This is a genomic window from Longimicrobiaceae bacterium, from assembly GCA_036375715.1.
Lineage (GTDB): Bacteria > Gemmatimonadota > Gemmatimonadetes > Longimicrobiales > Longimicrobiaceae > DASVBS01.
The window spans coordinates 89031-115451 of sequence record DASVBS010000079.1 but is presented as its reverse complement, the minus strand read 5'-3'; the positions used below and the strand labels follow the sequence as shown (position 1 = coordinate 115451).

Below are 26421 nucleotides of genomic sequence, written 5' to 3'. Positions count from 1 at the left end.
GAACGGGTGAAGGGCGGCTGCGGTGAACCGGCCGCGGGGAGGCTGCCTGAGCGGGAAGGTATCTCGGCTTAAGCCACCAGCGTCACCTTGTCACCTCCTTGTCTCCCTGTCTCCCCGCGACCCCCTGCCTCCCCGCACCCACCGGTCTGGAACCTGCGCCGGCTGCGGAAGCAAGGAGACGACGGTGCCCAGGTACCAACGACTACGAAGCTGGACGGGGCTTCTGCTGCCAATCGGGCTCGCGGGCGGATGCACGCCTCCAGTGACCCGGCTCGAGGTCCTGCAGCCCGTGCGACAGGAGCTCGTCCAGGCCGACTCGAGCGAGCGGCTCTTCAGCGTGGTCTTTGCCAACACGCGGGGAGATACGGTCCAGGCCTATCTGCGTCTGCCGACGGGCGAGCGGATGGCTGGCGGGAAGGTGCCCGGCGTGGTCCTGGTGGCGGGTCGAGAGACAGGCAGGCAAGCAGCCTCGGTAATCCCCGGTCCGCTCGAGGTGGCGGTGCTGGCAGTGGAGTACCCGGAGGTCTTCCCGGAAGGTCTCGATCTCGGAACCCTGCTGCAGCGCCTGCCCGGGATCCGTCGATCAGCCTCCGCCATGCCCGGGATCCTGAGGGGGGCGGCCCGCTTCCTGGCCGGAATGCCGGAGGTGGATTCCGCGCGTATCGCGCTCGTCGGGGTCAGCTTCGGGGTGCCCTTCGCCACACCCGCGGGCGCGGATAGCATCTTCCGGGGCGTTGCGCTGCATTTCGGCGGCGGCGGGCTCCCCCTCCTCTTCCGCACCAACCTGCCGGTGCGCAATCGTCTCCTGCGCGGACTGACCGCGGGCTTTCTCGCCTGGTACTTCCGCGAATTGGAGCCTGCGCGGCACGTGGGCAGGATTTCACCCACCCCGCTCCTGCTGATCAACGGCCTGTACGACCAACAGGTGCCGCGGGAGGCGGCCCTGCGGCTGGCTCGGGCAGCCGGTCCACCGGTGCGCCAGATCTGGCTCCCGGAAGACCACCTCATGCCCGACGAGCTGGAGGTGATGCGGGAGCTGGCTGACAGCACGTTGAGCCACTTTCCCTTTCTTCGCCGGGAGGCCCCGCGCACCGGCGTGATGGATCCTTTACCCGGAGGAAGTCATGTCCCTCACGTTGACCTCGTCCGCCTTCACACCGAACGGGCCGATTCCGTCGCAGTACACCTGTGACGGCGTGGACATTTCGCCGCCGCTGGCCTGGAGCGGCGCCCCGGAAGGGACGCGCAGCTTCGTCCTCATCGTCGACGATCCGGATGCGCCCGATCCGGCCGCGCCCAAGACGACCTGGGTGCACTGGGTGCTCTACGACGTGCCGGCCGATACGCATGAGCTGCCCGAGGACAGCGTCCCTGCCGGCGCACGCGAGGGTCTCAACGACTGGAAGAGGGTCGGGTATCGCGGCCCGTGTCCACCCATCGGCCGACATCGCTACTTCCACAAGCTGTACGCCCTGGACACGGTCCTCGGCGACCTGGGCACGCCCACCAAACAGGCGATCGAACGGGCGATGGAGGGACACGTGCTCGCCCAGGCAACGCTGGTGGGCACGTATCAGCGGGGGTGAGCCAGGAGAGGAGCATGGAATCTCAGCCGCCCGAGCATGCCCCGGATCTTCCCGTCGGGGTCGAGGCGATGGAACACACCGCCGACCTCGGCCTCCTGGTGCGCGCACCCTCGCTGGAGGAGCTCTTCCGCCGTGCCGCGGCCGGCATGCTGGCGCTGATGGAGGACACCTCGCCGCCAGCGGGGTCGAGCTCGGAAGACTCGGAAGCGCGGCCGATCTCGCTGGAGGCCGTCGATGCGGACACGCTGCTAGTCCAGTGGCTGCGGGAGTTGTTGTACCTGTATCAGGTCGGCGGGTGCGCCTACAGCGGTGTGGAATTCGACCACCTCTCTCCGCAACGGCTGGAAGGACGGATCCGCTGCCGCGACGCAGGGCCTGGGGTCCGTGAGATCAAGGGCGTCACCTACCACGACCTCGAGGTGACGTCCTCCGAGGGAGAGTGGCGGGCGCGGGTGGTCTTCGACGTCTAGCCGGGTGGCGCCCGCCGATCCATCTCCGTGGAACGCCGCTTCGCCAACGCCAACCTCTCGTCGCCAATCGGGCACTACCCTCCCGACGCCCGGGTGATCTCCTCCAGGTGGGCCTGAAGCCGGGGACTCAGCTCCACAGGGTAAGGCGGAGAGGCCGGATCCAGTCCGCGCACCGTGTCCGGCAGTCGGGTGATCTCCTCCCGGGCGCGTGCCCGCGCCTCGTCCAGACCCCCCAGATCTGGCAGACGATTCCCACCGCGCATCACCTGGCGCAGCAGCGGGCGGCCAGAGAGATCCTCTCCCCACCGGGCGATCACATCCCGAACCGCCCGCCCGTCGTCCTCCATGCGGAAGACCTGCTTCTGCCCCGGTAGGATCCGCTTGCCGGGTGAGAACTTGAGCCGACTCTTCCCGGCGTAGGAGGAGAGCTTGTAGGCGATGTCCAGCGCCGGGGCATCGCTGGCTACCCCCATGCGCGTCCCCACGCCGAAGCCGTCGATGGGCGCGCCCTGCCGCACCAGCTCCGCAATCTCGAATTCGTCAAGGCCACCGCTGGCGAAGATCTCCACCTGCGTCAGGCCGGCATCGTCCAGGATCTTTCGCGCTCCGCGGGCCAGGTCCCCCAGGTCGCCGGAGTCCAGTCGGACCCCGCGCACGCGGAAATCGTCGCCTAGCTCGCGCGCGAGCTCCACCACCCGGCGCACGCCCTCCAGAGTGTCATAGGTGTCTACGAGCAGCGTGGTTTCGGGATAGAGCCTGGCAAAGGTCCGGAAAGCTTCGATTTCCTGCTCATAGGCCTGCACGAAGCTGTGCGCCATCGTGCCGGCGACTGGAATGCCATAGACCGCGCCCGCCAGCACGTTGCTCGTTGCGTCCACCCCCGCCACGTGGAAGGCCCGCGCGGCCTTCAACGCGGCGTCCGTGCCGTGCATCCGCCGCATGCCGAAATCCACCACCCTGCGACCGGCGGCGGCGTGGACCACGCGCGCCGCCTTGGAAGCGAGCACGGTCTGCAGGTGGACCTGGTTCATGACGAACGCCTCGACCAGCTGCGCCTCCGCAATGGGGGCCACCACCTCTAGCAGGGGCTCCTCCGCGAAGACCGGCGTTCCCTCCGGCACCGCGAACACATCGCCCGTGAAGCGAAAGCCGCGCAGCCATTCCAGAAAACCCTCTTCGAAGAGACCGAGGCTGCGCAGGTGGCCCAGCTCCTCTTCGGTAAAGCGCAGCGATTCGAGGTACGTCAGGACGTCGTCCAGGCCGCAGGCGAGCAGGAAGTTGCGCCCCTCCGGAAGCCGACGCACCGACAGGCTGAAGACGGCCTCCGCGATCATCTGCTCCCGCCAGTAGGCCTGGAGCATGGTGAGCTCGTACAGGTCGGTGAAGAGAGCGGTGTTCACCGACATCCGATCGGAGAGGGAGTCGCGCATGTTCCCGTCAATGGCGCGATGGGCTTGCCGTCCCATCCGCGGGAGTACGCGGAGACCGCAGGAAGATCGACCCGAGGTGCTCGCTCACTCTCGAGCGGGTCGACACCACGAGGAGGGTTTCGGCCGAGGCTAGGATGCAGATCCCGATGACGAGGTAGAAGATCCTCACGCTGTAGGTGCCGAACAACAACAGCCAGATGGCGAAGAGATAGCCGACGGTTCCGGCGACCTTGGCTGAGTAGAGGTGCAGGTCCCCGATCCTCCGGAACCGCACCCACCCCACCAGGAGTGCAGTCAGCCCGACCGCGGCCCAGGCGGCCAGCAGAGGGTATTGCTGCACGAAGAACTCGGGACGAAGCCAGACGAGCCACAGGACCAGCGAGGCGGTGAGGGTGTGGTCGGCGATGGAATCGAGCCTGCTACCGCCAGCGGTGGTCCGACGAAGGCGTCGTGCTAGCGGCCCATCCAACACGTCGGTGAGCGCGGCCACCGCCACGCCGACGCCCAGCCAGGTGGTCTCGCGCAGCAGCGCGAGGACCCAGAGGAAAGGAACGCTTGCCAGGCGAAAGCGAGTGAGCCCGTTGGGGAGCGAGCTCCAGAAGGACTGCGGAAGATCTACAGGCTCGACGTCCTGCTGCCGGAGCGGCACAGGCACTGGCTCAATCCGGTCAAGGACCGGGTCCTCCGGCTCCCGGGAGCAGGTCCCGGAATCCGTCCTCATGACAACCTCCTGATCGTGGGTACCGCGCACACTTTCCTACGCTTCGCAGCAAACCTTATCAAGCGAAATCCGCGCCGGCCAGTATCGATTCAGGGCCGTCAAACTTCTACTACCCTCGCCCTGCAAAGGGCGGACGAGCAAAGGGCGCTCCACCCGCTCAACGGTGAAACGCCCGGGTTTCCGTCCAACCGCCCCCGTCCGCCGGATCAGCCGGCAGGACGCCGGGGCTCGAGTGTCCGCCAGAGGATCCCCTCTCGCCGGGTGATGGCCCGGAGCTCCTCGTGACGGCGCGCGATCGCCTCAGCGATCGCTTTCGTCCCGGCAACGACCGGGTACGGATCGAATCGCCGGCGCCGAGATCAGCCGGCGATGTTGATCTTCTTACCGCGCGGCTCGCCGGTCTTGGGGAGCGTGATCTTCAACACTCCGTTCTTGAACTCGGCTTTCACGGCGTCGGCGTTCACCTCCGTAGGCAGCGTGAAGGAGCGCTGGAAAGCGCCGTAGTTGCACTCGTAGAGGTACCGCTCTTTCTCCTTCTCCTCCTTCTCTTCCCGTTTCTCCCCTTTGAGGGTGAGGACATTTCCGTCGATCTCGACATCCACGTCCTCCTTGTTCATGCCCGGCAGCTCCGCCTTGACCACGATTTCCCCGTCGGTCTCAACGATGTCCACGTCGGGCATCCAGCCCACCTGCTCGCGGAACGTCGGTAGCGCAAAAGGCTCCTCGAAGAGTTGGAACATGCGCCGCCGCAGGTCCGCCAACTCCTGAAAAGGCCCACGTAGCGGGAAATCGTTGCGTTTCACCAGTGCCATTTTGACCTCCTGGAAAAGGTGCTCTATACCGGGGGCGCCATTGCCCCCGACAGCCCAAGTTGCCGTGTGCACAGAACGACTTCAGTCGGGGAGGGCCGGCACTTCATGTGGGGAGATCTTCGATCGCTTACAGGCCTCCTCTCAGCCCGGGTGTTGCAGATGGAAATCGGGGTAGAGTGGCGCCCGACGAGCCGCGGAGTTCAGGCGGCTCTCCCCGACAGGGGAGTCCGGATCTCCCCGATGGCTCTACCGCAAGCGATGTGCAAGTTGAAGCAGAATCGGTCGGTAGTGGCGTGCACTCGGGAGGACGGCCATGGACAGACATCTGCTGGTGGCGACGGACGGCACCGACGAGGCGAGGGGAGCGCTGCACCTGGCGCTCGGCTTGGTTAGAAGAGGCATGCGGTCTCCGCTCGTGCTCGCGGTGCAGGAACCGCTACTGCTCTACGACGTTGCGGCTCCAGAGAGGATGGCCGAAATCCAGCTCGAGCTCGAGCGGCTCGGCATGCAGCGGCTCCGGGAGGCCGTGGAGGCTCAACTTGCCGAACTAGGGAGCAAGGCGCGGAGCTGGAGGGTGAAGGTGGAGGTAGGCTCCCCCGCCGAGGTGATCGCGGACACGGCGCGCGAGCACGGCGCCGCACTGATCCTGCTGGGGTTGGGCCAACATGGTCGCGCCGAGCGCTGGTCCGGCGGAGAGACGGCGCTGCGGGTGATGCAGCTCGCTCATGCCCCGGTACTCGCCGCGCACCCCGAGGCACGGAACCTTCCGAAGCGGGCGCTGGTTGCGGAGGACTTCAGCGAGCTCAGCCGTGAGGCAGGAATCTGGGCGCTCGACCTGCTGGAGCCCGGCGGGGAGCTGCACCTCGCGCACGTCCTGCGGATGCCTCCCACGGATGCCGGGCTGATGACGGGCGACTGGCTGGACCGCACCCTGGAGAGTGTACGGGCGAGTCTGGAGGAGCGTCGGCGGGAGCTCGCGGCCACGGGCAGGGCAACCATCTGGACGCACGCCCTGCAGGGAGAGCCGGCCCCCGAGTTGCTGCGCTTGGCCCAGCGACTCGAGGTGGAGCTCATCACCGCCGGCCGGCATGGCCGCGGATTCCTCGGGCGCCTGCTGATCGGCAGCGTCTCCACCCGGCTGGTGCGCCGTGCGGAGTGCTCGGTGCTGATCGTGCCACCGCGACTCCGAGCGGAGGAAGACAGGGGCGGGTAGGCTGAGCAGAGGGAGGTAAGCATGAGCGTGGTTCGCGATCCGACGGCGGAAGTCCACACCCGTGGCACGGAGGTGCCTGACCTGCGGCAGCTCGACGAGTATCGGTGGGTGATCCCCCGGCAGGGGAAGATGCGGGTGGAGGGGTTGATCTACGCCGATCGGGTGCTCATCGAAGACATCCGCCGCGACCCGGCGGTGCAGCAGGTCGCCAACGTCGCCTGCCTGCCGGGCATCGTGGGGCGCTCGCTCGCCATGCCGGACATCCACTGGGGGTACGGCTTCGCCATCGGCGGGGTGGCGGCTTTCGACCCGGAGCAGGGCGGTGTGGTGAGCCCGGGCGGCGTCGGCTACGACATCAACTGCGGCGTGCGTTTGCTGCGCTCGGATCTCACGGAGCAGGAGGTGCGACCCCGGCTAGAGGCGCTCATGAACCAGATCATGCGCGACGTTCCGGCCGGCGTGGGCAGCCACTACCGCGGATTCGAGCTGAGCGACGCGGAGGTGCGGGCGGTACTGGTGGAGGGGGCCGGCTGGGCCGTCAGGCGGGGCTTCGGCACAACGGACGACCTGGCCCACATCGAAGGGGGCGGTGCGCTTCCTGGCGCCGATCCCGAGCAGGTGAGCCCCCGCGCGCTGGAACGGGGGCGCGACCAACTCGGGACAGTGGGATCGGGCAACCACTTCATCGAGGTGGGGTGCGTGGACGAGGTCTACGATGCGGCGGCCGCCGAGCGCCTCCGCCTGCAGCCCGGCACAGTCACGGTTCTGATCCATTCCGGCTCCCGAGGACTCGGCTACCAGGTCTGCGACGACTTCCTCCACACGATGATGCAGGCGGCGGTACGCTACGGGATCGAGCTTCCCGACCGGCAGCTCGCCTGCGCGCCGCTGGACTCCCCGGAGGCGCAGCGCTACCTGGGGGCGATGAACGCCGCCGCCAATTTCGCCTTCGGCAACCGCCAGATGATGGCGTACCGCGTCCGCGAGGCCTTCGCGCGCGTCTTCGAGCGACCGTGGGAGGAGCTGGGGATCTCGCTGGTCTACGACGTGGCGCACAACATCGCCAAGTGGGAGACGCACGAGGTAGACGGGCAGGCTCGCCGCCTCTGCGTGCACCGTAAGGGGGCCACCCGGGCTTTCCCGCCGGGCCACCTCGAGGTCCCGGAGGCGTACCGCAAGCTGGGGCAGCCGGTCCTGATCCCCGGCGATATGGCGCGCTACTCCTTTGTGCTGGTGGGAACCGAGACGGGCTATCGAGAGACCTTCGGCTCCACCTGCCACGGGGCCGGCCGCCGCATGAGCCGTAACCAGGCGAAGAAAGCCGTGAGGGGTCGCAACCTGCGCGACGAGTTCCGCCAACGCGGCGTCGAAGTGCGCGCCGCCTCCTTCGCCACGGTGGCCGAGGAGATACCGGAGGCCTACAAGGACGTAGCCGAGGTGGTAGAGGTGGTGCACCGCGCCGGAATTGCCCGCAAAGTCGCGCGCCTGAAGCCCCTGGGGGTGCTCAAAGGCTGAGGTGCACTCCCACTCCCGCCGCGGCACTGCGCTACGCCATCCGGCCTGATCCGGGTTACGTTATCCGGCCGTCTCGTAGGGCGGATCCGCCGTGACTCCGCGTTCGCTGTCGGGAATTCGCAGCCCGTAGCGGCTTTCGAGCAGGCGCAGGTGATGGCGAGCGTGCCCGGCGGTGATGTAGAAGAGCGCGCGGGTGCTGATGGGCTTTCCGCTCGCGACCCCGATGCGGCGCCAGCCCTCCTCGTCGAGCCCGGCGAGGAGCGACAGCGTCTGCCGGCGTACCGTCTCAAACTCGTCGATGAGGTCACCCAGCGGGCGGCGGTCGAACCCGGCCATTTCCACGTAGGCGTTCTCATCGAAGGCGGGCAGCGGAGTGGCGTCGCCCCGGGCGATGCGCAAGGCGCGGTAGGAGAAGACGCGCTCGGTGTCGTTGAGGTGACCGACTACTTCTTTCACGCTCCACTTCCCCTCCGCGTAGCGACGGAGGGCTTCGCCTTCCGACAGGCCGGCCCCCGTCGCTCGCAGGGCGTCGGGCTGCGAGGCCAGGACCTCGCGCAGGTCGGAGCCGCGAACCATGTCGATGTAGCGGCCGAAGGATGGCGCGAACTCGCCCGCTTCGGGAGGGGTCAGCGCGAAGGGCATGGCCATGGACCGTTCGCTTTGTGGTTAGCGGTGCGAAGAGCCGGCGAGCGTTCACCGGCAGATGGCTTCCAGAATCGAAATCGCTGCGTCCACGATGCGACCCTCAGGATCGGCGGCGGGATCGTAGGACGACAGGGTCACAGAACCCAGCCCGAGGGCGTGGACGTCCCCGACCAAGCCGATCACTTCCTCCAGCCGCAGACCGTCAGGCGCGGCGAAGGCGTTCGCCGGAGCGACGGCCTCCGGATCGAGCACGTCCAGGTCGACGTGCAGGTGCACGTGATCGACCCTGCTGCCGAGCTCCTCCAGGGCCGCCCTGACGCCGGCATAGTCGCCGCGCAAGCCGCGCGCATCCCGCCAGTAGATCCCCAGATCCTCGATTCTGCGCAGTTCCGCCTCCTCGAGGTCGCGAGCACCGAGCAGGAGCACGTCCGGGGCGGACACTGGCCGAAATCCCTGAAGGGAGGTCGCGAGGCGCGTCCAGCAAAGGCCCAGGATCGTGGCGAGCGCCATCCCGTCCAGAAAGCCGCTCGCGGTCGTTTCAGGGGTTTGCAGGTCCGCGTGCGCGTCCAGCCAGACCAGCCCGGTGCGCCCGGGAGGATATCCCGCGACAACCCCGAGCGACGCCAGGCAGTTGCCGGCCAGCACGATCGGGAACCTTCGCTGGCGCGTCGCCATCCGGACCTGTCGGGCCAGGCTCCGCGCCAGCTCGAATCCGGTGGCGATCTCGAGCGGAAACGCATCGCGCGACTCGACGCGGATCGTCTCCACCTGGTGCCCGACCGAGCGAAGTCGCTCGGCCGCGCCACCCCCCAGGATCTGTTCAGGGCCGCGCCCCATGCGGGCTGCCGTCCGACCCGAATCGTTGTCGACCAGAATCAGCTGGATGAGCACGGCGATGCGTCGGGAGGGGCAAGCGTCCCCGCGTCACCAGGGTCGCGCTGGCTCGCACCCAGGACGACAACGACCCGCGCCACCTCCTCCAGCGCTCGCCGGAAGGAAGCACGGACCTCTCGCGGGGCGTCGGCCCCCAGAGTCCGCTCCACTCGTCGGACGGCACCCGCGATCGCCTGCACCATCTCCAGCGCGGAGCTGTAGGCCCCCTCCAGCGCCGACGCGAGCACGTAAGCCTCGCCATCGAAACCGGCTCGGTGGAGTTGCTCGATCGCGAGTCGGACGTCGGGGCGAAAGTCTCTGAGATTGTGCATCTGCGCGGTACGGGTCAAGTCCATCGGTGGTGAGATCTCTCCGGTGAATGTCGAGCATGGGGTAAGACCTTCCGCGCAGGATCCGTGCTCGCCTCAACACCCCCGCCAGGCGTGCCTCCGTCCCCTACCCCCTCCTATCTCGAGCACACAAGCCCTGCCGTTCACGGCGCCGTCGAACAATGTAGCCGCGAAAGATTCCGTATCGTCTAAATTTTCGTTTCGTGCGCTGAATAGCGGGTTCGAAGACGATTGCAAGGACGAGGTGCACCGGTAAGCCACCTTGATGCGGCTGGTGGGTTCGCCCCCGGCCGGGGCCGAATATCTCGGTGGGATATGGACTCTACTATTGAGCTGCCCGACTGAGCCGCACTAGCCAGTAGCCGGAAACCCCGCGCGCGTCATCACGCGCCGGACCTGTCCCAGGTGTCGCCAGTCGTGCACGACAAAGACGCGGAAAGCGTCACCGACGTTGAGGCGGATGAACCGGCTGGCCGGGGAGGAAAGGCGAGCACGATTGAGGTCGATAGCCTCGGCGTCGCGTACCAGCTCGGCAATGGCGGTCTGGCTCTCGAGGAAGGCCTCCAGGGCGCGCGGAGAGGCCTCGGTGGAGGGGCGCCAGATGCGCGGCGCCGGAAGTGCCCGGGTGGAGGATGGATCGAGCGAGCGGACCAGCATCCGCCCGAATAGGGTAGGCTTCCACGGCGCGCCGGAGCGGGCGGTGTTATCGCCGCGTTGGCGGGCGATCGCTGCGCGGATCCCCGGCAGGTACGAGCCGTTGGCCCTGGCCAGATGATCGAAGATCTGGGCCACGCTCCACCCACCGTCGGGCGGAACCCAGCGCAGCTGCTCCTCGCTCAGCGACCCGGCCAAACGGCGCGCCTCCTCGCTGATCTTTTCCAGCTCGCGCGCACAATCCTCCAGTAGCGCGCGCTGCGTCAGCTCCGCCGTCGCCACGATGCCCGTTCCTTCTTCCGCAAGATGGGACAGGCTGAAGGGGGACTCAGGCCGCCGCCCGACCCTCCTTGGAGGCCGCTTTCAGGACCGTGCCCGGAATCTCTACCCCGTGCAGGGCCAGGATCGAATAAGCCTCCCACGCCTCCAGCACGAGACGACGCACCAGCGCCCGGGCCAGGGCGTCCACTGCCTGGCGGTGCTCACGCACGATCGCTTCCGCTCGGTCCATCTGCCGGCTCAGCAGCGAACGGACCGCCGCATCGATGCGGGCCTGGAGGTCGCCGCTCGGGGCGCCATCGAAGGCCGCAGGCGACGCACTGAGCAGGCCCACCTCTTCGCTCATCCCGAACTCGGCGACCATCTGTCGCGCGACCCGGGTAGCGTGCACCAGGTCGGCGCCGGCCCCGGAGGTCACGGCATCCTCTCCCAAGAAAACCTTCTCCGCCGCACGGCCACCCAGCGCCTTCACCAGGATACCCTCCAGGTAGCTGCGGGAGTAGAGGTGGCGGTCGGTGTCCGGAGCGAAGTGCGCCGCGCCAAGCGAGCGGCCCCGTGCCTCGATCGTCACCTTGTGCAGCCGGTCCTGCGGGCAGGCGATCACACCAGTGACCACGTGCCCCGCCTCGTGCAGCGCAACCAGCCGGCGCTCCTCGTCGCTCACCTCCACGCCCGCCCGGATCCGCCCGAGCGCGATCTTGTCACGCGCCTGCTCCACATCCTCGGCGGTGATCTCCGTGTTCCCCCTCTGCACGGCGATGATGGCCGCTTCGTTCAGGAGATTCTCCAGATCCGCCCCGGAATACCCCACGGTGAGGGCAGCCAGCCGCTCGAGATCCACGTCTTTCGCCATCGGGCGACGGGCGGCATGGATCCGCAGGATCTCCAGTCGGTCCGACGCAACCGGTAGCCCCACCTCGACCACCCGGTCGAAGCGGCCCGGCCGCCGCACGGCGGGATCGAGCATGTCCTCGCGGTTGGTCGCCGCCATCCAGACGATCCCCTCGTTCCCGCTCAGGCCATCCATCTCCACGAGGAGCTGGTTCAGCGTGTTCTCCTCCTCCCCGCTTCGATTCGGACGGCCGCGGCGGCCACCCAGCGAATCGAACTCGTCGATGAAGACGATGCACGGCGCCTTGGCCCGCGCCTGCTTGATGAGATCACGCACCCGGCGCGCTCCCACCCCGACGTACATCTCGGTGAACTCCGAGCCGGAGGCGATGATCACTGGCCGACCCGACTCCCCCGCCACCGCGCGCGCCAGCAGGGTCTTCCCCGTGCCGGGCGGGCCGACGAGGAGCACACCCTTCGGGCAGCGCGCACCCATGGCCTGGAAGCGAGCCGGATCGGAGAGGTACGCAATGACGTCAGCCAGGTCGGCTCGCGCCTCGCGCGCTCCTCCCACCTGCGCCAGCGTAAGTCTCCGATCCTCAGGCGCGGTCCGGAAGCGGCGCGAAGCCAACGCCCCCCGCTGCACTCTCAACAGCAGAAACACACCCAGACCGATGATCAGCGCCAGCCCCACGCCTCGCCCCACCCGACTTCCGACCGATTCGCCACGCACCAGCACCTGGGCACCCGCAGCCGCCCACCGCTCCATGTCCTCCAGCGTCACCGCGCGACCCGGTACCAGCACGTCGATCACGCTTGCCTCTCGCTCGCCCACCACGAGGGGCTCGGAGAGAGTGACCCTGAGCCGCGATCCGCTTTCGCCCACCACCACCTCTTCGACGGTGCCGGCGGTCAGCGCCGACGCCACAGCGGAGTACGGTGCCTCCGGGGGGCTCTGCGCCACGATCCGTAGGCCCGCCAGCAGAACCGCTGCGGAGACAAGGATGCCCAGCAGAATCGCCACGCGCCTACGGGGTGTGGCAATCAGCTCTCTGGAGCGGGAAATCAGGTGCTTCACAACTACGGGCACTCAGCAAAAAAAGGAGAAAACACGCCCCCTGCTCCGGGAGGACTGAGCCCGGAGAGAGGGTCCTGCTTCACGTTGTTCGGTAACGGCGTTGTACCGGGGCGGCCGGACGACGTTCCGTCGGCGGGCTCACTCGGCCAGTCGGGCGACCGGGCTCGCGTGCTCGTCGTTAGTGACCAGCAGGCGCTCGATCCGGGCGCCCCCTTCCCTCCGCGCGATCTCGATCCGGTTCTCCCCAGCCGGCAGGGCGAGCTGGATTGGAGCCTCTCCCTCGTCGCCATCGTGCACGGCCGACCAGCGCCACTCGGAACTGGTAGGAATGCCGTTCCAGCGCATCCATCGGCCGCCGTTCACCCGGATCCAGAAGGAGTCCTCGCTTTGCGATCGCGCCACGGTGCGAGCCCAGAGGGTGTAGATGCCCGGACTGGGGAGCGTGAAGACGAGCGTGGCGGGCACCTGCCCGTCCGGCTCGCTACGGTCGGGGCCATCGCGCACCGCCTCCAGGTATCCTTCGCGCCTTCCGTCCGCGGCTTGAACACGCAGCGCGTCTCCGGGGCTCGCACTCTCGGGCTCCAGCCAGATGTCGACCGGCGGAGATCCCGGCGGTCGACCCTGTGGACGGAACGCCAGGTCGTTGGTGACCAACAATCCGCCGATCCCGGTAGACGGCTCCCTGGGTGTCAGGCGGATCGAATGCTTGCCCGCGTCGAGGTCGAAGAGGAGCGGGTCCACCTCGCGCCCGTTCATGTCCCGTGCGCTGGCCGGATCCCAGACCCAGCGCCCCTCCTCCTCGTCGAGAACCTGTCGGGGTGCGTCCCAGATCACCTCCGGGCCGTCGTCGACGGAGAGGAAGAACGAGTTGGCATCGACGCTCGCACCCCTCACTCGACCCCACACGACGTACTGCCCGGCGGCGGGGACCTCCACTTCCAGCTCGAGAGGCTCCGACAGGGGACCCGGAACCATCTCTACCCAGCGATAGATCGGGGCGAAATCGCGCGGCGCCGCTCCGGTGCCGGAGGGGAGGTAACTCGCGTCGGTGGTGACAAGGACGCGGTCGATCCGACCTCCGGGAGCCTCGCTCTGGATCGAGAGCGTGTGCACGCCCGCTCCCAACCGCACGGGCCCATCTTCCGCCATCTCCGCCCGCGACCACCGCCAGCCAGACGCGTCGATGACTTCGGCGCCGTCCAGCGCGAGCCGCGTCGCTCCGTCGAGCGACAGCCGAGGCGGCGAGTCCTCTTCCGCCAACGCGGTCCGGATCCACAGCCGGTAGTCGCCCGCACGCGGCAGGTGAAGCGAGAGACGCACCTCCCCGCCACCGCGCTCCCGCGCCTGCTCGACGAACTGTCCCGCGGATGCCTCGAGATCCTCTGCCGTCGCGAGACCTCCGAGCAGAACTCCATGCTCCGCCTCGATCCACAAGTAGACCGGCTCAGCCGGAGCGGAAACCGAGAGCTCCTGTGTGGGAGTCTCGGCAGCGACGGCGTCCGTCTCCAGCGCGGTGGCCGGCTCCAGGCTCACACCACCGTCCTCCGCGGGTCGCAGGGCGGCCAGCGGAGCGGCGCAGAGCAACAGAGCGGAGAGGGTCGCAAGGCCCTGCAGGGAGACCAGGGGCACCCGACGGGTTCGTGTGTCCAGGATCGTCTTCACCCGGTACCTGAGCCCGGCCGGTCGCGCCATCTCGAGCACACCGGCGAGGGCGGCATCCCTAGGCCGCAACGACCTCGCGACGGCGAGGAGCTGATCGGCATACTCCAGCGGGGGCGTACCGGCGGCGAGCACGAGGTCGTCACTCGCCTGCTCCTGCTCGACGTGCATGGCAGCCCGGGCGGCCCAGACGAGCGGAATCGGCCAGTAGACCGTGCACACCAGCTCGGCGAGCAGGGAAGAGAGATAGTCGCGGCGCCTGACGTGAGCGAGCTCGTGGAGCAGCACCACACGCAGGCGCTCTTCGGGCCAGGTGCGTGACCGTTCAGGGATGAGGATCACCGGGCGGAAAAGGCCGCAGGTGACCGGTGTCGGAACGCGAGCGCTTTCCCGCAAGGAGAAGCTCCCGCCCACGCCGAGAGTCGCCGCCGCTCGGCGGGCGGCCCTGGCTGGAGGCGAGAGCTGCGTGACCGGAGAGGCCTCGGCCACCATCCGCCGGACGCGCCGGAGCTGAACGCCAAGCCAGGCCGCACGTGCGGCCGTCCCTGCCACCCAGAGCACGAGCAGCAGGAGAGGCCAGCGATTGAGCGGGGATGGGTCGGAGGCCGCGGCGCCGTCAGAGCTCGGAAGAACGCTCGACCCCGACTCACTGGTGGAGACAGCAACGTCCGCCGTGGCAGTCGCGCCAGAAGTTGCAACCGATGCCGGTTGAGGCGTCGACCCCTGGGCTCCCTCGCGCACGAACGCGGGAAGATGGACGGCCAGCGGCGGAAGTGAGGAAGTCGCGAGCGGGAGCAGGCCGACGAGAACCAGCGCCGTCGCCCAGATGCCGTGGCGGACAGCCGCCGAGCTCTTCGGGGCGGAGGCTGCAAGCAGCCAGGCGACTGCCAGGATGGCCGTCGCCTTCAGCATCACGACGAGCAGGTAGATCGCTGCGCCCGTCAACAGGGTACCCGCCCACTCCATCCTACTTCTCTCCCCGCCGAACGCGCTCGATGTACTCGGCGATCTCGTCCAGCTCCTTGTCGGTAAGCCTCTGATCGGAGGCGCTGAGCAGCGCGACCACGGCCTTCGGCAGGGAGCCGTCAAAGAAGGTGTGCAGCAGGTGACGCAGGGCGGAGGTCTTGGCGTTCTCCACCGGGTCCCGCGGAGCGTACAGGTAGCGCTGCCCTTCGCGCCGGTGCCGCAAGTGACCCTTCCGCTCGAGGATCGCCATGGTGTTCCGGACGGTATTGTAGCCCGGCTGATCGGGGATGCGCTCCACCACCTCCGCCACGCTCGCCTCACCGAGCTGGTAGATCACGTCCATGATCTGGCTCTCGCGGCGGCTCAGGTGGAGATGGACCGGATCGCTCATCGATTCGGATGAAGGGGGCGTGCTCAAGTGGAGCTGTCCTGTAGCTGGAAACGTTCGAGCACGGGCATGTCGTGCTCGAAGTCATAGTAGGTGATCGCCTGCAGGTCCAGGATCGCTTCCCGGTAGCCAAGAAAAGCGTCGAGGAAGTTCTCGGCGGTGTCAGCCTGCCGCTCGAAGGCCTGGACCAGGTCTAGCATCGTCCCGCGGCCGGCGGAGTACTGCGCCATGCTCATGGCCGAGACCTGGCGAGCCAGCTCCAGGTTCTCCTGCATGTTGATCGCTCGCTGCTGGTATTCCTCCAGGTTGCGCACGACGTTGCCGATCTCGCGACGGATGGCCTCCTCCGTTTCCTCGATCGACAGCCTCACACGTTCCAGGCTGAGCCGCTGAGCCTGGACGCGGGCACTACGCGCACCCCAGTCCCAGATCGGCACGTATCCGGAGACACCGACCGTGTAGCTGTTGCTGGGGTCGTCCATGAGGTCCCGCAGCACGGGATCCTGCATCTCGCGACCGTAGGTCACCTCGAGGTTGAGGCGGAAGCCGTTGTTGCCGCGGGCCTCCTGCGCCCAGATCTCGTTGCGTCGCTCGTCGATGCCGAGCCTGCGCAGCTGGGGACGCAGGTTCAATCCGTAGCTGATCGCCTCCTGCAGATCCACCTCGAGCGGGACCACCGAGAGGTCGAGATCGATCACCAGCGAGTCTTCTTCTGGCAGGCGAAGCCGCTGCTTCATCTGCGAGGACTCCAGCCGGTAGTTGCTCTGCGTCTGCTCGAGCTCGGCCCGGGCATTCGCCAGCGCAACCTGCACCTGATTGGCCTCGATCACCAGTGACGAATCGAGAGCCACCCGTTCCCGCGCCATGGCAGCCGCGTTCTCGAGATTCTCGACGAGGTCTGCCAGAATCAGGCGCTGATAGCCGACGCGAAAGAGATCATAATAGGCGTCGGCGACGTCTTGGATGATGCTGACGGCGTCCGCCTGGAAGGCCAGCTCGGAGCTCTCCAGGTCCAGCTCCGCCTCCTCCAGGTTGTTCTTGAGGTAGTTCGGTTGAAAGAACGGCTGTCGGTACTGCACGAAGTACCGGTTGTAATAGCGGACGTCGTCCTGGTCCTCGTCCTCCGCAAACTGGGTGTAGCGGTAGACCCGGTTGTTGAGCGACAGATAGCCGTTGGTCGGATAACCGAACAGGATGACCGGCTGCTCGATGGAGAAATCGAACTGCCAGCGCTGTGAGTGCTCACGCACGATCTCGTTGCGCCCGAGGGTCGAGTTCCACTTACTCTCCGAGATGCGCTCGAATTCGGGCGTCTGGAAGTTCATGAACACCCGCGACTTCAAGCCGGCGCGCTGCGCCTGGAGCAGGCTCCGCGTGCGCTCCACGTCCAGTCGCAGCCGCCGCACGCGGTAGCTGTCGTCGATCGTCATCCGCACCGCCGACTCCAGCGTGAGGTTCACCTTCTTTCCGCTCTGAGCGGTGAGCGGGGCCGCGCCGACGAAAAGCCCGAGAACTACGAGAAGCCCGGCGATACGCGCAGGGGAGGGTACGAAGGGAGAGCGCACCGTCTGATTCATCGGATTGTTTTTTGGGGGGGTATGCACAAAAATTTGCAGTAACCTCCAAATTGCGGCGGGAGACGGTGGCTGTCAAGCCACGGGAAAAGGTTGGATCCCGCTCAGCCCGTTCCGCCGGCGCTCAGAGGCCCTGCCGTGACTCTTGGTGGCTTGCGCTGGTTGCACTCGCCCCCGACGACGGCAGGACTCGGCTCTGGGCTTGCGGGCGCGGCCGAGCCGAGGTGAACCGCATCGATGACGCTCCAGCCGTCGTCGTTTCCCCACATCCCGACACTTGCGGTCCGAGCTTGCTCGGAGTGTTGGACCTGAGCTCCCGCTTCGTCGCGCCACCCGCCGTCCGCGGTAGCGTGGCCGCAGGCGGTGAATGCAAATAGCAGGAGCCCCGCGATGGGCCTCGAGGATGCGGCCTGCATGGGGTCGTCGGTGGTGGGAGGGTTCGATTGCCTGGCGCGCCCGACGGTTGAACCCATCTACCCCGATTCGATACCGTGCGGCACGCCGGCGTTGCTCACCTCGCCATCTTCTGGGACTACGGATCACACCCGGTTAGCGTTTCCGCTTCCCGGGTAGAGATGCTTTTCGTCACGCAATCGAGCGCGAAGGACCGGGTGAAAAGGGGCCTTGCGCGCCAGCGCACGGGATCAGGTGGGGATGCAGAGACTGCCTGCAAGCCTCCGTGGGGTTGCCGCATGTTCGCTAGGCGCGGGTTGCCACAATGTCGAAAGAGTCTTAAACGGTGTTCATTTTGCGTAAGCGCGGATAGAGACAGATCAAGTTCCTCCACGATCGCTCAGACATGAGTGACAGACCCGCCGCGGTGCTCCCCGGGCTCGACCACCGGGAGGAGACGCTCGCCTTCCTGCTCAGTGCGGGCGACCTGCTCGCCTCCTCGCTGGATCTCAGAGAGACGCTCACTTCCGTCGCCCAGCTGATCGTGCCCGGTCTGGCGGATTTCGTGGTGATCGATCTTCTGCAGCCGGACGGCAGCCTTCGCCGTGAGCAGAGCGTGCACCTCGACCCGGAGAAGCACCGCGCTCTCCGCCGCGTCCCGCCGATCGCGCCGCCGCGAGCCGGCAAAGCGAACATCATCGACGCTCCCGAACCGATCCTGCTCCCCCCGGGAAGCGATTTCGCGGACGAGGCCGCGCTGCCGCCGGGATACCTGCCACTGGCTCGGGCCGCCGGCGCGCGTTCGCTGATCTTTGCCCCGCTCTCCATCCGCGACCGGGTCATCGGAGCGATGTTGATCGGCCGGTCGCAAGGTGAGGAGCCCTACGAGCAGGGTCACTTCGAGCTCGTGCTGGGGCTGGCGGCGCGAGCGGCCACCGCCCTGGATCACGCTCTTCGCTACGCCACCGCCGAGCGGGCGCGGGAGGAAGCGGAGCTTTCGAGTGCGGCGCTGCAGAGGCTGGTCCGGGCGAGCGACTATGTAATGGTCGAGTTCGATGCCGAGGGCCGCTTCCTCAGCATTGCGGAGACCTCCGCCCCGGCGGACTACCTCGCTCGCGACCAGCTCATCGGACGAACCATCCACGAAGTTTTTCCGCTTGAGACAGCGGACCGGTTCGCGGGCTGGATCGCCACCGCCCTGCGAGAGGGCTGCAGCGTCGACATCGAGTACCCACTTCGGATCGGCCCGCGGACGGTCTGGTTTGCGGGGTCGGTCTCGCCGATTGGGGATGATCGCGGGGTATGGCTGGTGCGCGACGTGACCGCGCGAAAGGTGGCCGAGGAAGCGCTTGCGGAGAGCGAGCGACGCTTCCGCTCCACTTTCGATCAGGCCGCCGTGGGGATCTCACACATCGAGCTCGGGGGCCGCTTCCTGCGGGTGAACCGGCGGCTGGCCGAGATCGTCGGGTACTCCAGAGACGAGCTACTACGCCTCACCTTCCGCGACATCACCTACCCGGCCGACCGCGACGCGCACGAAGCCCAGACCCAGCGGCTACTCGCCGGCGAGATCGAGAGCTACACGATTGAGAAGCGGTACGTCCACAAGTCCGGCGGGGTCATCTGGGTGAGCGTTACCGGATCGGTCGTTCGTAAGGAGGATGGTCGACCCGACTACCTCATCTCCGTCATTCAGGATATCTCCGACCGGAAGGCGCTGGAGGAGCAGCTCATCCGGGCGCAGAAGATGGAGGCCGTGGGACGCATGGCGGGCGGCGTCGCGCACGAGTTCAACAACGCACTGACGACGATCACCGGCTTTGCCGACCTCGCGTTGCGTACGCTGCCGGCCCACGACCCTCTCCGCCCGGACATCGAGGAGATCTCGCGGGCGGCCTGGCGTGCCGCCGGGGTTGCGGGGCGCCTGATGGCCTTCAGCAGTAAGGAGGCGAGTCAGCCGGAGATCGTCGAACTCGGGAGCGTGATGGCGGACACACAGCGTATGCTCGCCCAGCTCATCGGGGAGGATATAGAGCTGGAGCTGGACCTCCACGCGGAACCCACCTACGTCCGCGCCGACCGTCGTGAGCTCGAGCAGGTGATGGTCAATCTGGCCGTCAATGCCCGGGACGCCATGCCGCAGGGCGGCAAGCTGTCGGTCCGCACCACGCCCGTCCGGCTGGGGGCTGAAGCCGCCCGGCGGCTAGGCGACCTCCCCCCGGACGAATATGTGTGCCTCTCGGTGGAGGATACGGGGGAGGGGATGACGCCCGAGGTGCGCGAGAAGATCTTCGACCCCTTCTTCACCACCAAATCCGGCGGAAAGGGCACCGGACTCGGCCTCTCCGTCGTCTACGGGATCGTGAAGCGCTCGGGCGGCCGAATCGATGTGGAGAGCACGCCGGGGAAGGGAACGGTCTTCCGCATCTACCTGCCCCGCCTCAGAAAGCCGAGCAGGTCGGTGGTGGTAGCAGGCGAGGCGCCGCCGATAGCCGCCCCCTCCGAACGAGTGCTCCTGGTAGAGGACGACAGCGGCGTGCGAACGCTGGCCGAGCGGGTGATGAGGCGGCTGGGCTACGAGGTATTCGTCGCCTCGACGCCGACTGAGGCTCTGCAAGCCCTCGAGGAGGGTCGGCGCTTCGACCTTCTGGTGACGGACCTGGTACTGCCGGGAATGAGCGGCCGAGAGCTGGCTCGGCGACTGTCGGCGGCTCTCCCGGGTCTTTGCGTGCTCTTCACCTCGGGCTACAACAGCGACCAGGTCCTCCGGCGGGAGATCGAGAAGGAGCAGCAAGCCTTCCTGGCGAAGCCGTTCGCTCCCGAGGAGCTGGAGCGCGCCCTGCGAAGCGCGCTGGAGAGGTGACCCGGGGGCTGAGACATCAGTGCACCGGGGCGAGCGCCGCGAAGGGACGCTCCAATGCGGCCGAGACGAAGGCACGCGAGCACCCGCGCACCAGGCTCGCCAGCACCGCGTCGCCCATCGCCACGCTCAGTGCCTCGCGGTCGTTGACGTTCGTCAGGTGCTCGGGTGGACGCCGCAGCCCCTCCAGCGCCCGCGCCACCCTTCCGTCCAGGGCGTCGGCGGGGACACAGGCGTCGACCGCGCGGAGAGCGAGGTAGCGCGCCTCGCGCATCCACGGCTCTCCCTCCACTTCGCGAAGCCGCGCGACCGCCTGCTCACGGCTGGCCGCGGGTAGCGATTCGAGTTGTTCGACCAGGGTACCGGTCGGCGCCAGGTTCTCTCGCATGCGCCCACACACCCCCGCCGCATCCTCCAAGCAGGCACCCCTCGTCGGGCATCCCCCCATCGCCAGCCAGCCGTCCTGCATTCCCTCGGCCAGGGCAACGGCATCGCCGTACACGAGCGAGTGCTGGTCGATGAGGATATCGAAGACCTCCGCCAGTTGGAGGAGGGAGGCGTATACGGCCGTCGCCTCCTCGTCCTGCCGCTCGTCTTCCGGCTCCGGGGCGCGCGCCACGACGCGGAGCAGCTCGCTCACGGTAACGAACGCCCTCACGCCTGCGATGCTGGAGTAGCGATTTTCGGGGAAGGAGGGATCGGTCAGCACCGACTCCAGCACTCCCTCCGCCTCTGCGAAGTGGAGCAGGGCCCGGCGCGCGGCGCTCAACTCCTCGTTGAGCTCGAAGAAGGTGGCGGAGGAATCGGACTCCCCGCCGTGCTGGAGGAGCATGGGCAGAAGGAAACCCTGGGTGTTCCGCAGATCACGACTGCAAGGGAATTATCGGCAGCGGAATGATACGGTTGCACTCCTCCGACGTAAACTGGCCGGGTGGGGTCGATCCAGGTCGAGCCCCACCCGGCCGGGAAGAAGGAGGTAAAGGGAATCAGCGTTCCACGAAGACCAGGGTCGGGTCGAGCGGGAAGCGGCCGAAGCGTTGCCCGTAGATGGCGAGCCCACCCGGCAGGGCCTCGTCCACCTCCAGGCGCAGCACCAACTCACCCGCCTGCTGCGCCCGCCGCAACGCCTCCTGCGGCAGGGCGATCCTCACCAGTTGCCCGTAGGAACCCGCCTCCCGCAGCCTGCGGTCCTGCAGCTGCGAATGCCAGGAGAGGATTCCGCGGTGGTCCGCGGCATCATCGTGCAATTCTTCGGTCCCCGCTACGACCCCGTTCACCCGCAGCGTCACCGCGCTGGGGAACGGGGTCTCATCGGTCATCGGATAGGAATTCGGGTTGCGGCTAGGATCGTGAGTCCCCTCGCCCCGCATGAAGTCGCCCTCGATTGCGGCGGCGCCCTCCTGGTCCTTGCCGAACAGCTGCTTCGCCCCCAACTCGGCGATGAACGTGACCGATTGCAGTCCGTCCGCGCTGAGGCCGGAAGGCCACGGGATCCGGTACTCGAAGAATCCCGATCCGGCCCCGTTCACCTTCAGGCCGTCCAGCACGTTCCATTGTTTGCGCGACCATTCGGCCGCGGTGAAGCTCGCTGGCTCGAAGGAGACCAGACGGCCGGTTCGTCCACCCTCGAGCTGCATGGTCGAGGGAGTCTCACCGTTGACCACGAAGGTGGTAAAGTTTCGTCCCAGGACCGCCCCGGCGGCGTCCTCGATGCGCAGCGTCAGCACCGCCACCGCAGGCCCCTCGGGCATGGTGATCGAGAGGGGCTCCAGGTCATCGATCATCCACGGCCGGTACGGGATGGTCCGCGACTGTGCGCCCTGCGTCTGTCGGCGCCCCAGAGCGTCCCACCAATACAGCTCGGTGACGAGGCGGAGGGAATTCCCGTAACCGTCGTGGCCGGTCAGGAAGGATGCACGCAGCGGTACACTCACGGTCTCCCCGCTCTGCACTTCGCGGCTGAGCGGGCCCTCCATGGCGACGTAGATCGGCGAGTGGAAGTCGCGCAGCGACATTCCCGGGACCAGCTCGTCGAGTCCGGTCACCTTGTCGGAGCGGTCGTAGCGCCAGTAGCCGTTCCACTCGTTGATGACGTCGTGGTGCTCGGTGTAGAGCCACCCGGCGACTTTCGGGTGGCGTCGGAAGGCCTCGATCGCCCGGTGATAGTCCCAGGTGTAATCCACGTCTCCGGTGGACCCCTCGTATCCCCAGACGTTGCCGAACTCGCTGTTGAGGTTGGGCTGGCGAGCCTGCTCCCACCCATCCTCGAAGTTCCACCCTGAACCCGGATAGGTGCTGTCGCTGATGATCCGCAGGTGCTCCTCCCACTCCCAACCAGGGAGATAAGAGTGCCAGGTGTTGAGGTCTGTCTCGGTGTGACCGACGCCGCAGCAGACGGAGTTGTCCTCCACCAGCCGCGTGGGATCCAGATCCTTGGCGAGGCGGACCATGGAGACGACCCACTCCTTGGTCTCCGGGCGGTAGACCTCCTGGTCGCCGTCCCGGTGCCGGAGCCCCCAGGTCTCGTTGAAGAGAATCCAGGAGAAGACGGACGGATGGTTGTAGTCGCGCTCGATCATCGCGCGCAGCGTCGCCTCGGACTCCGTCCGTGCATCGGCGTCCGGCTCTCCCCAGGAGTTAGGGAGGTCCTCCATGATCAGCATTCCCAGGCGATCCGCCCAGTAGAGCTTCCGGGTCAGCGGCACCTTGATGTGCACACGCAGGCCGTTCAGTCCGATCTGGCGGGCGCGCAACACCTCATTCCGCACGAATTCGTCGCTCGGGAAGGTGTAGTAACCCTCGGGGTGGTAGGCCTGGTCCAGCGTCAGCTGCAGGTAGATGGGCTCGCCGTTGATGGCAACGTAGCGGTAGTCGGTGCCGGGGAGGTCGACCACCGAGATCTCGCGCATACCGAAGTAGGTGTGCAACTCGTCCTCCGCTCCCCCCGCGGCGAGCCGGGCGGTCACCTCGTAGAGATACGGGTCGTCGAGCGACCAGAGGTGCGCATCGGGGATGGGGACGGAGAAGCGAACGACCTGCTCGCCGGCCCGAACCCGCTGGGTGACCGAGGAAACGGACGAGTCGGCGAACTCGAGCGTGAGAGTACCGGCCGCGGAGGCGGGCTCCAGCAGCGTCGCCTCGACCTGTACGCGGCTCTCGTGGATGTCAGGAGAGAAATGAATGCTGCGGATCGGGGTGCTGCCGCGGGCTTCCAGGTAGGGGGTTTGCCAGATGCCGCGCACGTTGCCGTAGCCCTGCTTCCCCTCGAGCTTGAACTCGCGCGCCGCGTCGTCGATGCGGAGGACGAGGCGCTGCTCCTCCCCGGGTCGCAGGTGGGGCGTCAGCTCGAACTCGAAGGGAACATAGCCGCCCTGGTGGGTCCCCAGCAGCTCACCGTCGAGCCAGGCGGTCGTGTGCCAGTCCGCCGCACCCACCACCAGGAAGACGCGCTGCCCGCTCCAGTCCTCCGGGACGCGGATGGTTCGCTCGTACCACCCGATGTCCGCGCTATCCGGCACTCCCGAGAGCGGAGATCCCCAGCCGAAAGGAACCGTGATCCGGCGCGGTGTCGGCAGACCTCGGGAGGGCCATCCCTGGTCCTGCCCGGCATCCGACGGGTCGAACTGGAAGTTCCAGGCGCCGTTCAGGTTCACCCAGTCCGGTCGCTGGAGATCCGGTCGCGGGTGCTCCGGGAGAGGAATGTCCTGGCTTGCGTCCTGACTCGCCGCCGGACCCGCGACCGCCGCCAGCGCGACGAAGGTTGCCAGAGACGCGGCACGTGCCAGCCGCAGGTCGATCCACTGACTTGTCTTTCGCATGGACAGGAGAAAGGTTGGGTGGTAGGGTCTACGCCGAGCGAGCGTTGTCGAGCGCGCTTCGATGCAGGCCGCCGTTCGCGCGAATCTACAACCCGCCACCTTGCTGCTACAACAGCCATGTCCCGTCACCCGCTCGCGGGCAAGCCCGCTCCTCGGGAGCTCCTGATCAATGTGCCGCGCCTGCTGAGTCGCTATTACACGAGCCCGCCGGACCCCTCGCAACCCGGGCAGCGCGTGACCTTCGGGACCTCGGGACACCGCGGCACCTCGCTGGAGAGCAGCTTCAACGAGGACCACATCCTGGCCACCTGTCAGGCGATCGCCGAGTACCGTAAGGCTGAGGGGATCGACGGGCCCCTGTACCTGGCGATGGACACGCACGCCCTCTCCGAAGCGGCGTTCACCACGGCGCTCGAGGTCTTCGCCGCGAACGACGTGGACCTGGTTGTGGATCGGGAGCTCGGTTACACGCCTACTCCCGCCGTCTCACACGCCATCCTGATCCACAATCGCGGCGGCAATAGGGGAAGGGCGGACGGGGTGGTGATCACACCCTCGCACAATCCGCCTCAGGATGGGGGGATCAAGTACAATCCACCGACCGGCGGTCCGGCCGATACTTCCACGACGGCGGTCATCGAAAAGAGGGCGAACGAGCTGCTCGAATCAGATCTCAGAGGGGTGAAGCGGGTTCGCTTGTCGGAGGCGCTCGCCTCGTCGCGCACGCACCGCCACGACTATGTAGGCTCCTACGTCGCGGAGCTCGGCGAGGTGCTGAACCTGGAGGCGGTGGCGGCGGAAGGACTGCGTATCGGGGCTGATCCGCTGGGCGGCTCCAGCCTGTCGTACTGGGACCCTATTGCCGAGCGTTACGGCCTGAAGATCGAGGTAACCAACCGGGCCATCGACCCGGCTTTCTCCTTCATGCGGGTGGATCGGGACGGGAAGATCCGAATGGACTGCTCCTCGCCCGACGCCATGGCCGGCCTCATCGACCTGAAGGATCGCTTCGACATCGCCTTCGGGAACGACCCCGACGCTGACCGCCACGGGATCGTCACGCCCGACGGGCTCCTGAACCCGAACCACTACCTCGCCGTAGCGATCCACTATCTCTACGGCAATCGCCCCGATTGGCCGGCGTCGGCCGGTGTCGGCAAGACCCTGGTCTCCAGCTCCATGATCGACCGGGTAGCCGAGGATCTCGGTCGCCGGCTGGACGAGGTTCCGGTTGGATTCAAGTGGTTCGTTCCCGGCCTGCTCGATGGCTCCATCGGCTTTGGGGGAGAGGAGAGCGCCGGCGCTTCGTTCCTCCGCCGCAACGGCACGGTCTGGACGACCGACAAGGACGGCATTCTCCTCTCCTTGCTCGCCGCGGAGATCACCGCCGTTACCGGCCGGCACCCGGGTGAGCACTATCGCGCGCTGGAGGAGCGCTTCGGATCCCCCGTCTACGAGCGGATCGACGCCCCCGCCACGCGCGAAGAAAAAGCCCGGCTGTCTCGGCTCTCGCCGGAGATGGTCACCGCCCACGAGCTGGCGGGGGATCCGATCGTGGCCAAGCTGACCCGCGCATCGGGAAATAACGCCCCGATCGGCGGGCTGAAGGTGGTGACCGCCAACGGCTGGTTCGCCGCTCGCCCCTCCGGCACGGAGGACGTGTACAAAATCTACGCGGAGAGCTTCCGAGGACCCGATCACCTGAGGCGCATCCAGGAGGAAGCAAGGGAGATCGTGAGCGCCGCGCTGCGGGGTTGACGTGGACGCGGAAGAACTCCGGGCCATCCAGGCGCCCCTGAAGGATCGCTACCGGGAGGATCCGGCGGCAGGACTGGTGACGCTGCGCGCAGAGGGGCGCCTCGGCGAGAACCTCTCCTGCCGTGTGGAGACTGGTCGGTCGCTCGTCGAAGCGGGTTTGCACCCGGCCACAGGAGGCACGGGCGAGCTGGCCTGCTCGGGCGATATGCTTCTGGAGGCGCTGGTGGCGTGCGCCGGCGTGACGATGAAGGCGGTGGCGACGGCCATCGGCGTCGACCTCCTCTCCGGGACGATTCGAGCCGAGGGCGACCTCGACTTCCGCGGCACGCTGGGCGTAGCGCGCGATGCGCCGGTGGGCTTCGTTGCGATTCGATTGAGCGCCGAGCTCGACACCTCCGCCGACGCGGCCCAGCTGGCGACCCTGCTGAAGCTGACGGAGCGCTACTGCGTGGTTCTGCAGACTCTTCAGGGCGGCGTGAAGGTGAACCTGGAAGCCTCGCCGGCTCGTTGACCGCGGTTCCCAGCGGGAGGTAGGCCGGTCGGAGCCC

Annotated in this window: 21 protein-coding genes; 8 read left to right on the top strand and 13 right to left on the bottom strand. The window is 67.5% G+C overall.

Going from position 1 to position 26421, the window contains the following annotated elements; translation table 11 throughout:
• Positions 1-184 precede the first annotated feature (184 nt).
• From VF167_16945 to VF167_16935, 3 genes are read left to right on the top strand one after another with little or no spacing between them, the layout of a single operon-like run.
• Positions 185-1192, top strand: a complete 1008-nt coding sequence (locus VF167_16945; GenBank protein ID HEX6927114.1) for a hypothetical protein — start codon at positions 185-187, stop codon at positions 1190-1192.
• A complete protein-coding gene (locus VF167_16940; GenBank protein ID HEX6927113.1) occupies positions 1125-1586 on the top strand; it encodes a YbhB/YbcL family Raf kinase inhibitor-like protein in 462 nt (153 codons plus the stop codon). The genes VF167_16945 and VF167_16940 overlap by 68 nt, the downstream gene beginning before the upstream one ends.
• Before the next feature lie 14 nt (positions 1587-1600).
• Complete coding sequence (locus tag VF167_16935; protein ID HEX6927112.1) at positions 1601-2056, top strand: archease; 456 nt, start codon at positions 1601-1603, stop codon at positions 2054-2056.
• Positions 2057-2130: 74 nt separating this feature from the next.
• Here VF167_16935 and VF167_16930 read toward each other — a convergent pair whose 3' ends face one another.
• The 3 genes from VF167_16930 to VF167_16920 all read right to left on the bottom strand — a co-directional run bounded on the left by VF167_16930 (position 2131) and on the right by VF167_16920 (position 5019).
• The gene (locus VF167_16930; GenBank protein HEX6927111.1) at positions 2131-3486 is read right to left on the bottom strand and encodes a nicotinate phosphoribosyltransferase; all 1356 of its coding nucleotides are present in this window, start codon (positions 3484-3486) and stop codon (positions 2131-2133) included.
• Between the two features lie 7 nt (positions 3487-3493).
• A complete protein-coding gene (locus tag VF167_16925; protein ID HEX6927110.1) occupies positions 3494-4207 on the bottom strand; it encodes a CDP-alcohol phosphatidyltransferase family protein in 714 nt (237 codons plus the stop codon).
• Between the two features lie 359 nt (positions 4208-4566).
• Positions 4567-5019, bottom strand: a complete 453-nt coding sequence (locus tag VF167_16920) for an Hsp20/alpha crystallin family protein (GenBank protein ID HEX6927109.1) — start codon at positions 5017-5019, stop codon at positions 4567-4569.
• A gap of 313 nt (positions 5020-5332) precedes the next feature.
• Between VF167_16920 and VF167_16915 the strand changes: the two genes are divergently transcribed.
• Both VF167_16915 and VF167_16910 read left to right on the top strand, forming a co-directional pair.
• On the top strand, positions 5333-6232 hold the full coding sequence (locus VF167_16915; GenBank protein HEX6927108.1) for a universal stress protein: 900 nt from the start codon (positions 5333-5335) through the stop codon (positions 6230-6232).
• A 21-nt stretch (positions 6233-6253) separates the two neighbouring features.
• Complete coding sequence (locus VF167_16910; GenBank protein ID HEX6927107.1) at positions 6254-7747, top strand: RtcB family protein; 1494 nt, start codon at positions 6254-6256, stop codon at positions 7745-7747.
• 60 nt (positions 7748-7807) lie between these two features.
• Here VF167_16910 and VF167_16905 read toward each other — a convergent pair whose 3' ends face one another.
• From VF167_16905 to VF167_16870, 8 genes are all read right to left on the bottom strand, one after another.
• Positions 7808-8395 carry a DinB family protein gene (locus VF167_16905; GenBank protein ID HEX6927106.1) on the bottom strand — a complete coding sequence of 196 codons (588 nt, stop codon included), beginning with the start codon at positions 8393-8395 and terminating at the stop codon, positions 7808-7810.
• Between the two features lie 45 nt (positions 8396-8440).
• Positions 8441-9283 carry an arginase family protein gene (locus VF167_16900; GenBank protein HEX6927105.1) on the bottom strand — a complete coding sequence of 281 codons (843 nt, stop codon included), beginning with the start codon at positions 9281-9283 and terminating at the stop codon, positions 8441-8443.
• Entirely contained in the window at positions 9268-9597 is a 330-nt protein-coding gene (locus VF167_16895; GenBank protein ID HEX6927104.1) for a hypothetical protein, read from the bottom strand. Before VF167_16895 ends, VF167_16900 begins: the two co-directional genes overlap by 16 nt.
• Positions 9598-9966: 369 nt before the next feature.
• Positions 9967-10551, bottom strand: coding sequence for a DinB family protein (locus VF167_16890; GenBank protein HEX6927103.1), 585 nt, complete (start codon positions 10549-10551; stop codon positions 9967-9969).
• Positions 10552-10597: 46 nt separating this feature from the next.
• On the bottom strand, positions 10598-12403 hold the full coding sequence (locus tag VF167_16885; GenBank protein ID HEX6927102.1) for an AAA family ATPase: 1806 nt from the start codon (positions 12401-12403) through the stop codon (positions 10598-10600).
• A 192-nt stretch (positions 12404-12595) separates the two neighbouring features.
• Complete coding sequence (locus VF167_16880; protein HEX6927101.1) at positions 12596-15082, bottom strand: M56 family metallopeptidase; 2487 nt, start codon at positions 15080-15082, stop codon at positions 12596-12598.
• A 1-nt stretch (position 15083) separates the two neighbouring features.
• Positions 15084-15473 (bottom strand): BlaI/MecI/CopY family transcriptional regulator, encoded by a 390-nt coding sequence (locus VF167_16875; protein HEX6927100.1) that lies wholly within the window; start codon positions 15471-15473, stop codon positions 15084-15086.
• Positions 15474-15496: 23 nt separating this feature from the next.
• A complete protein-coding gene (locus VF167_16870) occupies positions 15497-17047 on the bottom strand; it encodes a TolC family protein (protein HEX6927099.1) in 1551 nt (516 codons plus the stop codon).
• 796 nt (positions 17048-17843) lie between these two features.
• Between VF167_16870 and VF167_16865 the strand changes: the two genes are divergently transcribed.
• Positions 17844-20300, top strand: a complete 2457-nt coding sequence (locus VF167_16865) for a PAS domain S-box protein (protein HEX6927098.1) — start codon at positions 17844-17846, stop codon at positions 20298-20300.
• Positions 20301-20316: 16 nt separating this feature from the next.
• On the opposite strand, the gene VF167_16860 is transcribed toward VF167_16865, so the two are convergent.
• Together VF167_16860 and VF167_16855 are read right to left on the bottom strand one after the other, a co-directional pair.
• Complete coding sequence (locus tag VF167_16860) at positions 20317-21129, bottom strand: hypothetical protein (protein HEX6927097.1); 813 nt, start codon at positions 21127-21129, stop codon at positions 20317-20319.
• Between the two features lie 154 nt (positions 21130-21283).
• Positions 21284-24115, bottom strand: coding sequence for a glycoside hydrolase family 2 TIM barrel-domain containing protein (locus VF167_16855; GenBank protein HEX6927096.1), 2832 nt, complete (start codon positions 24113-24115; stop codon positions 21284-21286).
• A gap of 117 nt (positions 24116-24232) precedes the next feature.
• On the opposite strand from VF167_16855, the gene pgm reads away from it, so the two are divergent.
• Positions 24233-25873, top strand: coding sequence for a phosphoglucomutase (alpha-D-glucose-1,6-bisphosphate-dependent) (gene pgm / locus VF167_16850; GenBank protein ID HEX6927095.1), 1641 nt, complete (start codon positions 24233-24235; stop codon positions 25871-25873).
• A gap of 1 nt (position 25874) precedes the next feature.
• Positions 25875-26384: an OsmC family protein gene (locus VF167_16845; GenBank protein HEX6927094.1), complete on the top strand. Its 510-nt coding sequence runs from the start codon at positions 25875-25877 to the stop codon at positions 26382-26384.
• The last annotated feature ends 37 nt before the right edge of the window (positions 26385-26421 follow it).